Raw genomic sequence first — 12,113 nt, 5'->3', positions numbered from 1 at the left:
ATGATTCTGTGGGGGAGCTTTGGATACCGATTGCGGGTTCCGATTATAAGGAGATGTTTGGGTATCTCAAACCAAACCGATGGCGGTGAGGCTGTCCGGCCTAAGAAGTCGCCGGTCCAAGGGGCGGGAGGGGTGCCGGTTACGCTCATGCTGATCTGCCCCTCCGTGAGCGAAGAGAGCACCGCCGTGACCCATCCCTTCCTCGACCTGCCCCCACTGAGCGCCGCGCACTTCGCCGCGATCGAGGACCGCGTGGCCCGGTTGCTGGACACCCGGCAGGACGTCGTGATCATGCAGGGCGAGGCGCTGCTGCCGCTGGAGGGCGCGATCAGGGCGACGGCGGGGCCGGGGACGACCGCACTGAACGTGATCACCGGCCCGTACGGGCAGACCTTCGGGAACTGGCTCCGGGACTGCGGCGCGACGGTGATCGACCTCACGGTGCCGTTCCACACGGCGGTGACGGCCGCGCAGATCCAGGAGGCGTTCGCCGAGCATCCGGAGATCGACTTCGTCTCCCTGGTGCACGCGGAGGCGGCGACCGGCAACACCAACCCGATCGCGGAGATCGGCGCGGTGGTACGGGAGCAGGGAGCCCTCTTCTACCTGGACGCGGTCGCGTCGGTCGGGGCCGAGCCGGTGCTGCCGGACGCCTGGGGCGTCGACCTGTGCGTGGTCGGCGCGCAGAAGGCGATGGGCGGCCCGGCCGGTGTCTCGGCGGTGTCGGTGAGCGAGCGGGCGTGGGCCCGGATGGCGGCGAACCCGCGGGCCCCGCGCCGGTCGTATCTGTCGCTGCTGGACTGGAAGGAGCACTGGGTCGACGGCGGTCGCAAGGCGCTGCTGCACGCGCCGGCCCAGCTGGAGATGCTGGCACTTGAAGCGTGCCTGGAGCGCATCGAGGCGGACGGGCTGGAGTCGGTGATGCGCCGTCACCGTACGGCGGCGCTGGCCGCCCGGGCCGGGGCGGTGGCCCTGGGCGGCGGGCTGGAGCCGTACGTGTACGAGGAGTCGGACGCGGCACCGGTCGCCACGACGCTGCGGGTGCCGTCGGGTGTGGTGGCCTCGGAGCTGGTCGCCGAGGCCCTGGCGGGCGACGGCACACTGCCGCTGGCCGCGGGCGGGGGCGCGCTGGCCGCGGAGATGATCCGGGTGAACCACTACGGGGTGGACGCGACGGTGGGCGCGGTCCGGTCGAGCCTGGCGGCGCTCGGCGCGGGGCTGGCGAAGCGGGGCCGGACGGTGGACCTGGAGGGGGCCCGGCGGGCGGCGGAGTCCGTCTGGCGATAGGGGCCGGAAAGGGGTGGGTGGCGCCGCCGTCGGTGCCACCCTCACCGAGGGACTCGCCCCCGCCATCGGCGGCGTATCGAAAGCGTTACCAGAGCCTGAATTCAAAGCAATTCCGAATTCCCTTTTGATCGATGGCTTACCCGAGTCTTCTGCCCGCTTTTTGCGGAGTTAAACCGGGGGAATTTCATCCAGGTTTCAACCCTGTGACGCACTCCACAAGTGCGGATTATTTGCCCGCTTTGTGGGGGTAGATACCGGGACATACAGGAACGGCAGTTCAAGTCGGCGACAGCGCCTGCCGTGCATTTTCGCATTTGCCTCGCTAAATTCAATCCGCATGACTGCCCCACAAGCAGACCTGATCGTCGAGCGCCCGATGGTGACCGACGGCGCCGCCCTGTGGCGTATCGCAAGGGATTCCGGAAGCCTCGATCTGAACTCCTCGTACAGCTATCTGCTGTGGTGCCGGGATTTCGCCGGCACATCGGCGGTGGCCCGCGGTGCGGACGGCGAGCCCGTCGGATTCGTGACCGGATACACCCGGCCGGACCGGCCGGACACGCTGCTCGTCTGGCAGGTGGCCGTGGACGCCGGGCAGCGCGGGCGCGGTGTCGCGGCGCAGCTGCTGGACGGGCTGACGGCGCGGCTGGCCGCCGAACGGCCGCTCACCGCCGTCGAGACCACCATCACGCCCGGGAACACCGCCTCCGAGCGGCTTTTCACCTCGTACGCCGCCCGGCACGGCGCCACCGTCGAGCGCACGGTGCTGTTCGAGGCCGGCGAGTTCCCCGACGGTCCGCACGACCCCGAAGTCCTGTACCGCATAGGCCCCTTGACCCCCACATCGCACTGAGGAGCCCCCTGTGACCATCACCCAGCCCGACCTGAGTGTCTTCGAGACCCTGGAGTCCGAGGTCCGCAGCTACTGCCGTGCCTGGCCCACCGTGTTCGACCGGGCCCGGGGCAGCCGGATGTACGACGAGGACGGCCACGAGTACCTGGACTTCTTCGCCGGCGCCGGATCACTCAACTACGGCCACAACAACCCGGTGCTGAAACGGGCGTTGCTCGACTATCTGGAACGTGACGGGGTCACCCACGGCCTCGACATGTCGACCACCGCCAAGCGGTCGTTCCTGCAGACCTTCCAGGACCTGGTGCTGCGGCCGCGCGACCTGCCGTACAAGGTCATGTTCCCCGGGCCGACCGGCACCAACGCCGTGGAGTCCGCGCTGAAGCTGGCGCGGAAGGTGAAGGGGCGCGAGGCGATCGTGTCGTTCACCAACGCCTTCCACGGGATGTCCCTCGGGTCGCTCGCCGTCACCGGCAACGCGTTCAAGCGGGCCGGGGCGGGGATCCCGCTGGTGCACGGGACGCCGATGCCCTTCGACAACTACTTCGAGGGCACCGTCCCGGACTTCCTCTGGTTCGAGCGGCTGCTCGAGGACCAGGGGTCGGGACTCAACAAGCCCGCCGCGGTGATCGTGGAGACCGTGCAGGGCGAGGGCGGCATCAACGTCGCCCGGCCCGAATGGCTGCGCGCCCTCAAGGAGTTGTGCGAGCGGCAGGACATGCTGCTGATCGTCGACGACATCCAGATGGGCTGCGGGCGGACCGGCGCCTTCTTCTCCTTCGAGGAGTCCGGCATCACGCCCGACATCGTCACGGTGTCGAAGTCCATCAGCGGCTACGGGCTGCCCATGTCGCTGTGCCTGTTCCGGCCCGAGCTGGACGTGTGGGAGCCGGGCGAGCACAACGGCACCTTCCGCGGCAACAACCCCGCCTTCGTCACCGCGACCGCCGCCCTGGAGAGCTACTGGACCGACGGTCCGGCGATGGAGAAGCAGACGCGGGCCAAGGGCGAGCAGGTCGAGCAGGGGCTCATCGCGATCGTCGAGGAGAACCTCGCCGATGTGCGGGAGTACCGGGGACGTGGCCTGGTGTGGGGCATGGAGTTCCACGAGAAGGCGCGGGCCGGGCGTATCGCCAGGCGCGCGTTCGAACTCGGGCTGCTCATCGAGACGTCGGGGCCGGAGAGCGAGGTCGTCAAACTGCTGCCCGCCCTGACCATCACCCCGGACGAGCTGGACGAGGGGCTGAGCATCCTCGCCCGGGCCGTCCGGGAAACCGTCTGACCAGGATCTGGCAAGGAGGCTGTACACCACCGTGATCGTCCGTTCGTTCAAGGAGATCGAAGGCACCGACCGGCATGTCAAGGCCGCGTCCGGGACCTGGGAGAGCAAACGCATCGTCCTCGCCAAGGAGCGGGTCGGCTTCTCGGTACACGAGACGATCCTGTACGCGGGTACGGAGACGTCGATGTGGTACGCCAACCACATCGAGGCCGTCGTCTGCGTCGAGGGCGAGGCCGAGCTGACCGACCACGAGACCGGGACGTCGTACACGATCACGCCCGGCACCATGTACCTCCTCGACGGGCACGAGCGGCACACGCTGCGCGTCAAGGAGGACTTCCGCTGCCTCTGCGTGTTCAACCCGCCGGTCACCGGCCGGGAGGACCACGACGAGAACGGCGTCTATCCGCTGCTGACGGAGGAGGGCTGACCCATGACCACGATCACCGACCTGTACCCGAGCCGTGGCCCGGTCGAGGTATCCGTCCCCCGCAAGGACCCGGTCGTCTGGTCGGCACCCGGTGCGGCCGGGCCGATCGCCACGGACCAGCTGGAGGCGTTCGAGCGGGACGGCTTCCTCGCCGACGAGCACCTCCTCGCGGACGACGAGGTCGCCGTGTACCGGGAGGAACTGGAGCGGCTGGTCGCCGACCCGGCGATCCGGGCCGACGAACGCTCCATCGTCGAGCCGAAGTCGAAGGAGATACGGTCCGTCTTCGAGGTGCACCGGATCAGCGAGGTGTTCGCGAACCTGGTGCGCGACCAGCGGGTGGTCGGCCGGGCCCGGCAGATCCTCGGCTCGGACGTGTACGTTCACCAGTCGCGGATCAACGTCAAGCCCGGGTTCGGGGCCAGTGGCTTCTACTGGCACTCGGACTTCGAGACCTGGCACGCCGAGGACGGGCTGCCGAACATGCGGACCGTGTCGGTCTCGATCGCGCTGACCGAGAACTACGACACCAACGGCGGGCTCATGATCATGCCGGGCTCGCACCGGACGTTCCTGGGCTGCGCCGGGGCCACGCCCGAGGACAACTACAAGAAGTCGCTGCAGATGCAGGACGCGGGCACGCCGTCGGACGAGGCGCTGACCGCGATGGCGGGCGAGTACGGCATCAAGTTGTTCACGGGCAGGGCCGGTTCGGCGACCTGGTTCGACTGCAACTGCATGCACGGCTCCGGCGACAACATCACGCCGTTCCCGCGCAGCAACGTCTTCATCGTGTTCAACAGCGTGGAGAACGAGGCGGTGGAGCCGTTCTCGGCACCGGTACGCCGGCCGGAGTTCATCGGGGCGAGGGACTTCACGCCAGTCCGTTGAACGTGGCAGCGGCAATCGGATGCAGCATCGAGGCCAGGGACTGCACGCCCGTGCGGTGATGTCCCGCTGAACCGGCCGGGCCGGGACCTCCCGTGGGACGGGGTCCCGGCCCGGTCGTGTCGGCGTCCGCTCAGCCGCCGAGCGCGTCAAGGAGCCGGTCCACATCCGCGGCCGTGTTGTACAGGTGGAAGGCGGCCCGCAGACTGCCCGCGCGGTTGGAGACCTCGATGCCCGCGCGGCTCAGCCCGGGCTGGCGGTCGCCGAGTCCGGGCACCGAGACGATCGCCGAGCCGGGGGACGGCACGGGCGCGTGGCCGAGGGCGGCGAGTCCGGCCCGGAACCGGTCGGCGAGGGCCAGGTCATGGGCGTGTACGGCGTCGACGCCCAGTTCCTCGATCAGATCGAGCGAGCGGCGCAGGCCCGCGAAGGTGAACAGGGCGTGGGTGAGGTCGAACCGCCGGGCGGAGTGGGCGAGTTCGGTGACCGGGCCGTAGCAGCTGTCCCACGGCTCCTCGCCCGCGACCCAGCCCGCGAGCAGGGGGGTCAGCCCGCCGAAGTCCTCGGGGACCACGAGGAAGGCGGTGCCGTGCGGGCCGAGCAGCCACTTGAAGGAGACCGCAGCGGTGAAGTCGTAGCCGCCGGCGTCCATCGGGAGCCAGCCGACGGACTGGGAGAAGTCGACGTAGGTACGGGCCCCGTGCTCGCGGGCGGCCTCCCGCAGGGCGGGCAGGTCGGCGATACGCCCGTCGGCGGACTGGGCGGCGCTGACCGCGACCAGCGCCGTGCCGGGTCGGACGGCCTCGGCGATCCGCTCCAGCGGCACGGAGCGGATCTTGAGGTCGCCGCGGACGTGGAACGGGTTCAGCACGGAGGTGAAGTCGTCCTCGGCGGTGAGGACTTCGGCGCCGGCGGGCAGCGAGGCGGCGATCACACCGGTGTGCGCGGCGACCGAGGCGCCCACCGCGACCCTGGTCGCCGGGACGCCGGCGAGCCGGGCAAACCCGGCCCGGCAGGCCTCCACATCCTCGTACAGCGAGGTCAGCGGCTGGCCCTCGGCCCGCAGCAGTGCCGCCTCGTGCAGGGCGGCGACGGTGCGGGCCGGCAGCAGGCCGTTGCTGGCGGTGTTGAGATAGATGCTCTTCGGGGTGAACTCGGCGCGGACGAGGCTCTCGAACGTCTCCGTGGTCTCCATGGCTCCACTCTGCGGCCCACGGAACCCCCCGTCCATTGCGGATTTTCACGCAGAACCGCTAAGCACCGCTTATACGACCGCCCTGACCTGGAGTTTCTCAGTGCTGCGGCACGGCGCACCCGTCCGGTCCGCAGGCCTCGGCGCCACCCTCGTCGATGAGCTTCAGCGGGGAACGCGCGCCCCAGGCCTGGCTGAGCGCCTGGGTGAACACCTCGGCGGGCTGGGCGCCGGAGACCCCGTACTTCCGGTCGAGGACGAAGAAGGGCACCCCGTTCGCACCGAGCTGGGCGGCCTCGCGCTCGTCGGCGCGGACCTCGTCGGCGTAGCGGGCCGGGTCGGCGAGCACCTCCCGCACGGCCGCCTCGTCCAGCCCGGCCTCCACGGCCAGCTCGACGAGCCGCTCGGCGCCCTCGGTGAACAGGGACCGCTCCTCGGCGAAGTTCGCCCGGTACAGGATCTGGATCAGCTGGTCCTGCCTGCCCTGCTCCTTGGCGAGGTGCAGCAGCCGGTGCATGTCGAACGTGTTGCCGTGGTCACGGCCTCGGGTCTGGTAGTCGAGGCCCTCGGCGGCGGCCTGGGCACCCAGGTTGTCCTCGCCGGCCTGGGCCTGCGCCTCGCTCATGCCGTACTTCTTGCTGAGCATGGCGAGCACCGGCTGGACGTCGTCCTTGGCGCGGCCGGGGTCCAGTTCGAAGGAGCGGTGCACGACCTCGACCTCGTCGCGGTGCGGGAAGGCGGCGAGCGCCTTCTCGAAGCGGGCCTTGCCCACGTAGCACCACGGGCAGGCGATGTCGCTCCAGATCTCGACGCGCATGTCTTCGGCTCTCCAGGTAGTCAGACGTCCTTCAACTGTCTGAACCTTCAAACAGCCCGCTTCATTCCCCGCCCACCGTGTACCGCAGATACAGGTGGTGGTCACCGTCGACGGGCGGGTGCTCCGGGTCCGGCACCCAGCCCTGGCGGGCGTAGAAGGCCTGGGCCCGCCGGTTGTCGGTGTGCACGTCGAGCACGGCCGTCCGCCTGCCGTCGGCCCGCCACTGCTCCAGGCAGGCGGCGTGCAGGGCGGTGCCGACCCCGGTCCGCCAGTGGTCGGGATCGACGTGGAACTGGAACAGCTTGACCGTTTCCGCAGGCGCGCCCTCCGGCGTACGGAAGGAGGCGACTGCGGTGATCACGCCCGCTTCCAACACGCACAGCACCTGCCCGTCGGGCCGCTCGACGACTCCCCGCCAGGCCGCCGTCCAGTCGACGCCGTCGTCCGGGAGGCCGTCCGGGTAGTACGTCGACCGGGCCCGGTGGTGCAGCGCGGCGATCTTCTCGGCCTCGGCGGGCAGCGCCGTACGGATCACCCGCAGCCCCTTCAGACGGTCACTGATCATGCAACGGAGGACGCGGCCACGCCCGCACCGGTTCCGCGGTCTCTCGCCGCTCAGCTTCCGTCGCGGAGGTCGGCCGGCCAGTCGGGCCTGAACTCGATGTGGTCGTACGTCACCACACACCCCTCCCCCATCGGCGACTGGGTCATGAAGCCGACCAGCGCGGCCTCCGTCTCCTTCTCGCCGCCCAGCGTGAAAAGCCGTACGAAGACCCACTTCTTGCCGTCGCGGGAGGCGTGGAAGGCGAGTGCCCGCCCGGTCCGGCTGATCCGCAGCCAGACCGAACTCCCCTCCACCGTGAAGGCGTTGGCGTCGTCGGAGTGGCCCCGGGTGACCACCGTGCAGACGGTGGGGACATCCGGGGAGTTCTCCAGACAGAGCTTGGCCCAGGCCCGGTCGCCGACGTGGACGTACAGCACCCCGGCGTCGAAGGCGGCACCGAACCCGACGGTGACCCGGGCGATCAGCTGGAAGTCCCCCTCGGGCGCCCCGAGCAGCCGGGGCGCGTCCGAGGCGGGATCCAGGGCCTCCCCGGTGGGCGACACAAACCGATCCTGCCGGGCCCCGGCCCACCCGGTGAGCACACCGTCTTCGTACGACCAGTGTCCGTCGGGCCCATATGTACGGAGGGGAAAGGGCAGTTCGGGAAGTTCGAAGTCCATGGCGACAGTCTCGCAGTGCGCCCCGCAAGGGGCGCGGGGAACTGCGCGAGCAGCCACAACGCACCGTCAGCCCGCACACCCCGCACCCCTACGGCGCTACCGCTCCAAAACCCCGTTGAACCGCCGAGGAAGCCCCAGCGGATTGTCGTCCCGCAACTCCTTCGGCAGCAAAGCCTCCGGCGCTCCCTGATAGGCCACCGGCCGCAGCCACCGCTCAATGGCCGTACCGCCCACCGAAGTGGACGTGGACGTGGTGGCCGGGTAGGGCCCACCGTGATGCTGGGCCGGCGCCACGGCGACTCCCGTCGGCCACCCGTTCACCAGCACTCGACCGGCCAGCGGCGTGAGCTCCGCGAGGATCTCTGCCCCGAGCCCCTCCCCCGCGGCCTCCTCGGCGGAGACATGAACCGTCGCCGTGAGATTCCCCGGCAGCCGCGACAGCACCGCCGTGGCCTCACTCCGGTCCGCGTAACGAACCACCACGGTCACCGGCCCGAAGCACTCCTCGAGGAGCAGGTCGTACGCCCCCTCCTCGGCCAGCCGGCTCGCCGGCACCGTGAGGAACCCGGCACTGACGGTGTGCTCGCCGCCCGCCCCCGGCGTCACCGGGCTCTCCACGTCGGGGAGTTCGGTGCGCTCGGCGACCCCGGCGACGAAGTTGTCCCGCATCCGGTGGTCGAGCAGCACCCCCGCGTCGGTGTCGCTGACCGCGTCCGTGAGGGACTTGACCAGGCCGTCACCGGCGGCGTCGGCCGGCACCAGTACCAGCCCGGGCTTCACACAGAACTGGCCGACGCCCATCGTCATCGACCCGGCGAGCCCGGTGCCGATCTCCCCGCCGCGCTCGGCGGCCGCGGCCTCCGTGACGAGGACGGGGTTGAGCGAGCCGAGCTCGCCGTGGAACGGGATCGGCACCGGACGCGCGGCGGCGGCGTCGAACAACGCCCGCCCACCCCGCACCGAACCGGTGAAGCCGGCCGCGGCGATCAGCGGGTGCTTGATCAGCTCGATACCGGCCTCGAAGCCGTGGACGAGACCGACCACGGTGGCGGGGATGCCGTGCTCGACGGCTGCCCGGCGCAGCACCGCGGCGACCATCTCCGACAGCGCCGGGTGATCGGGGTGGGCCTTGACGACGACCGGGTTGCCCGCGGCGAGCGCGCTCGCGGTGTCGCCGCCGGCGACCGAGAAGGCGAAGGGGAAGTTGGAGGCGGAGTAGACGGCGACGACACCCAGCGGGACCTTGTAGCGGCGCAGGTCCGGGATGGGCGGGGTGGCGGTGGCGTCGGGGTGGTTGATGATGACGTCGAGGAAGGCGCCCTCGTCGACGATGTCGGCGAAGGCCCGCAGCTGGTAGGCGGTACGGGCGAGTTCGCCTGTGAGCCGGACCGGGCCGAGCGCGGTCTCGGCGTCGGCGGCCTCCACGAGGTGGTCCTTGGACGCCTCGAGTCCGGCGGCGGCGGAACGCAGGAAGGCGGCGCGGACCGTGCGGTCGGCGAGGGAGCCACGCGCGGCGTGCGCGGCCGTGACCGTGGCGTCCACCTCCTGGGCTGTGGCTTCCACCGCAACCTGTTCACGCTGCTTCCCGGTGCGCGGGTCGACACTCCAGACTGGTGCTGCTGCCACCGCGGGTCCCTCCATGTAGTGCGTTGTGCCGCAGTATCCGGGTCATTCACCAGGGATGTTCGATATACTGAACGCTGTCTCTGATGATGAATATGCTGTTGGAGACTATAACCTCGGTTTCTCGTCCAACGAAGGGGTCAAGGGCGATGTCGGCAGTCGAGACAGGCGGCGGGGCACAGGTCAAGTCCGCGGTACGGACCGTGGAGTTGCTCGAGTACTTCGCCGGCCGGCCCGGTATGCACTCCCTCGCGGCGGTCCAGGAGGCCGTCGGGTATCCCAAGTCCAGCCTCTACATGCTGCTGCGCACCCTGGTGGAGCTGGGCTGGGTGGAGACGGACGCGACCGGCACCCGGTACGGCATCGGCGTACGGGCCCTGCTGGTCGGCACGTCCTACATCGACGGCGACGAGGTGGTCGCGGCGGCCCGTCCCACCCTCGACCGGCTCTCCGACGACACCACGGAGACCATCCACCTGGCGCGCCTCGACGGCACGAACGTGGTCTACCTGGCCACCCGCCAGTCCCAGCACTATCTGCGCCCCTTCACCCGGGTCGGCCGCCGTCTCCCCGCGCACTCGACCTCCCTCGGCAAGGCGCTGCTCGCCACCCACACCGACGAGCAGGTCCGCAAGCTGCTCCCGGAGACCCTCCCGGCGCTCACCGAGCACACCCTCACGGATCGCGAGAAGCTCATCGAGGAGCTCCACCAGATCCGTGAGCAGGGCTTCGCGATCGACCGTGAGGAGAACACCCTCGGACTGCGCTGCTTCGGTGTGGCGATCCCGTACCGCACCCCGGCCCGCGACGCGATCAGCTGCTCGGTCCCGGTGGCCCGCCTCACCCCCGCCCACGAGCAGATGATCAAGGACGCCCTGTTCGACGCCCGGGACCGCCTGACGCTGGCGACGCGACGGCTCTAGGGCCGGAGCCGCATGAGCGGATGATGAGAAATCCGCCTGTACGGGAACGGACGACCCGCCTTCGCTCGTCTGTCTGGGCGGGATGAACAAGACGATCAGGCGGGCGTCCGTCTTCGCACTGCTGCTCGTGATCGCTCTGCTGGTCAGGGCGACATGGGTGCAGTTCTACGACGGTCAGGCCCTCGCGGACGACACGGACAACCGGCGCAACGCGATCGAGACGTACTCGCGGCCGCTCGGGAACATCATCGTGGCCGGTGAGTCGATCACCGGCTCGGCACAGACCCTGAGCAACAGCGACCTCAGGTACAAGCGCACGTACACGGACGGCAAGCTGTACGCGGCCGTGACGGGCTACGCCTCGCAGAGCTATGCCCCGACCCAGCTGGAGGGCATCTACCAGGACCTGCTGAACGGCACCGACAACCGGCTGAAGACGGTCATGGACACGGTCACCGGCCAGCGCGCCGACCCGGGCAACGTGATCACGACGATCGACCCTGCCGTCCAGAAGGCGGGTTACCAGGCGCTCGGCGGCAAGAAGGGCGCGGCGGTCGCGATCGACCCGAAGACCGGCAAGATCCTCGCGGTCGTGTCCACCCCGTCGTACGACCCCTCCTCGCTCACCGACGCCAACACCGCCGGTGCGGCGTGGGAGAAGCTGAACGCCGACGCGGACAAGCCGCTCACCAACCGGGCACTGCGCCAGCCGCTCCCGCCGGGTTCGACGTTCAAGCTGGTGGTCGCGGCGGCGGCCCTTGAGGACGGCCTCTACGCGAACGTCGACGACAGGACCGACAGCCCGAACCCGTACACCCTGCCGGGCACGACGACCCCGCTGAAGAACGAGAGCACCACGGCCCCCTGCGAGAACGCCTCGATCCGCACGGCCCTGCGCTACTCCTGCAACAACGTCTTCGGCAAGATGGCCGTCGACCTCGGCCAGGACAAGGTCCGGGCGATGGCCGAGAAGTTCGGCTTCAACAACGCCAAGCAGGACATCCCGGTGCGGGCCTACGCGAGCGTCTATCCGTCGGACATGGACAAGTCGCAGACCGGCCTCTCCGGTATCGGCCAGTTCGACGTCACGGCCACCCCGCTCCAGATGGCCATGGTGTCGGCTGCCATAGCCAACGGCGGCAAGCTGGTCTCGCCGCATATGGTCTCGCAGATCACCGACAGCGGTGGCGATGTGCTCCAGAACTACGACGACCACACCAGCACCGAGCGGATCGTCAGCTCCGGCACGGCCGAGCAGCTGCAGTCCGCGATGCAGACGGTCGTCGAGCAGGGCACCGGCACGAACGCGCAGATCGACGGCGTGACGGTGGGCGGCAAGACGGGCACGGCCCAGCACGGCGAGAACAACTCCAAGACCCCGTACGCCTGGTTCACGTCGTACGGCAAGTCCGTAAGCACCGGCAAGGAGGTCGCGGTGGCGGTACTGGTCGAACAGTCGGACGCGGCGAGGTCGGAGGTCAGCGGCAACGGCCTGGCGGCGCCGGTGGCCAAGGCGATGATGCAAGCGGCGCTGAAGTAAAGCGCCCCGTGAGGGGCGCGGGGCTGTATCAATGTGCGGCTCCGCCGCGTGGGC

At 69.9% G+C, this 12,113-nt stretch carries 12 protein-coding genes; 7 read left to right on the top strand and 5 right to left on the bottom strand.

The genetic code is table 11. The annotated features are described in order from the left end of the window. Window positions 1–186: 186 nt before the first annotated feature. The 5 genes from ACZ7OO_RS28225 to thpD all read left to right on the top strand — a co-directional run bounded on the left by ACZ7OO_RS28225 (window position 187) and on the right by thpD (window position 4,743). Window positions 187–1,287, top strand: a complete 1,101-nt coding sequence (locus ACZ7OO_RS28225) for a pyridoxal-phosphate-dependent aminotransferase family protein (protein ID WP_471509047.1) — start codon at window positions 187–189, stop codon at window positions 1,285–1,287. Window positions 1,288–1,624: 337 nt separating this feature from the next. Continuing rightward, window positions 1,625–2,140: a diaminobutyrate acetyltransferase gene (gene ectA / locus ACZ7OO_RS28220; RefSeq protein ID WP_471508885.1), complete on the top strand. Its 516-nt coding sequence runs from the start codon at window positions 1,625–1,627 to the stop codon at window positions 2,138–2,140. 10 nt (window positions 2,141–2,150) lie between these two features. Beyond that, a complete protein-coding gene (gene ectB, locus ACZ7OO_RS28215; RefSeq protein ID WP_471508883.1) occupies window positions 2,151–3,422 on the top strand; it encodes a diaminobutyrate--2-oxoglutarate transaminase in 1,272 nt (423 codons plus the stop codon). A 31-nt stretch (window positions 3,423–3,453) separates the two neighbouring features. Continuing rightward, window positions 3,454–3,852, top strand: a complete 399-nt coding sequence (locus tag ACZ7OO_RS28210) for an ectoine synthase (protein ID WP_352223975.1) — start codon at window positions 3,454–3,456, stop codon at window positions 3,850–3,852. Between the two features lie 3 nt (window positions 3,853–3,855). Then, window positions 3,856–4,743 carry an ectoine hydroxylase gene (gene thpD, locus ACZ7OO_RS28205; RefSeq protein WP_471508881.1) on the top strand — a complete coding sequence of 296 codons (888 nt, stop codon included), beginning with the start codon at window positions 3,856–3,858 and terminating at the stop codon, window positions 4,741–4,743. A 130-nt stretch (window positions 4,744–4,873) separates the two neighbouring features. Here thpD and ACZ7OO_RS28200 read toward each other — a convergent pair whose 3' ends face one another. The 5 genes from ACZ7OO_RS28200 to ACZ7OO_RS28180 all read right to left on the bottom strand — a co-directional run bounded on the left by ACZ7OO_RS28200 (window position 4,874) and on the right by ACZ7OO_RS28180 (window position 9,599). Then, entirely contained in the window at window positions 4,874–5,935 is a 1,062-nt protein-coding gene (locus ACZ7OO_RS28200) for an aminotransferase class V-fold PLP-dependent enzyme (RefSeq protein ID WP_471508879.1), read from the bottom strand. 97 nt (window positions 5,936–6,032) lie between these two features. Next, complete coding sequence (locus ACZ7OO_RS28195; RefSeq protein WP_471508877.1) at window positions 6,033–6,749, bottom strand: DsbA family oxidoreductase; 717 nt, start codon at window positions 6,747–6,749, stop codon at window positions 6,033–6,035. Between the two features lie 61 nt (window positions 6,750–6,810). Continuing rightward, window positions 6,811–7,314 carry a GNAT family N-acetyltransferase gene (locus ACZ7OO_RS28190; RefSeq protein ID WP_471508875.1) on the bottom strand — a complete coding sequence of 168 codons (504 nt, stop codon included), beginning with the start codon at window positions 7,312–7,314 and terminating at the stop codon, window positions 6,811–6,813. 50 nt (window positions 7,315–7,364) lie between these two features. Then, window positions 7,365–7,973, bottom strand: a complete 609-nt coding sequence (locus ACZ7OO_RS28185) for a DUF1349 domain-containing protein (protein ID WP_471508873.1) — start codon at window positions 7,971–7,973, stop codon at window positions 7,365–7,367. Between the two features lie 96 nt (window positions 7,974–8,069). Then, entirely contained in the window at window positions 8,070–9,599 is a 1,530-nt protein-coding gene (locus tag ACZ7OO_RS28180) for an aldehyde dehydrogenase (NADP(+)) (RefSeq protein ID WP_471508871.1), read from the bottom strand. A 146-nt stretch (window positions 9,600–9,745) separates the two neighbouring features. Here ACZ7OO_RS28180 and ACZ7OO_RS28175 point away from each other — a divergent pair, with 146 nt between their 5' ends. Together ACZ7OO_RS28175 and ACZ7OO_RS28170 are read left to right on the top strand one after the other, a co-directional pair. Next, window positions 9,746–10,519 carry an IclR family transcriptional regulator gene (locus tag ACZ7OO_RS28175; protein ID WP_352223965.1) on the top strand — a complete coding sequence of 258 codons (774 nt, stop codon included), beginning with the start codon at window positions 9,746–9,748 and terminating at the stop codon, window positions 10,517–10,519. Window positions 10,520–10,601: 82 nt separating this feature from the next. After that, on the top strand, window positions 10,602–12,059 hold the full coding sequence (locus tag ACZ7OO_RS28170; RefSeq protein WP_471508869.1) for a peptidoglycan D,D-transpeptidase FtsI family protein: 1,458 nt from the start codon (window positions 10,602–10,604) through the stop codon (window positions 12,057–12,059). Window positions 12,060–12,113 lie beyond the last annotated feature (54 nt).

The organism is Streptomyces sp. NPDC111744 (assembly GCF_055634995.1).
The sequence above is the reverse complement of the archived record's forward strand: the minus strand, read 5'-3'. Positions and strand labels throughout refer to the sequence as shown.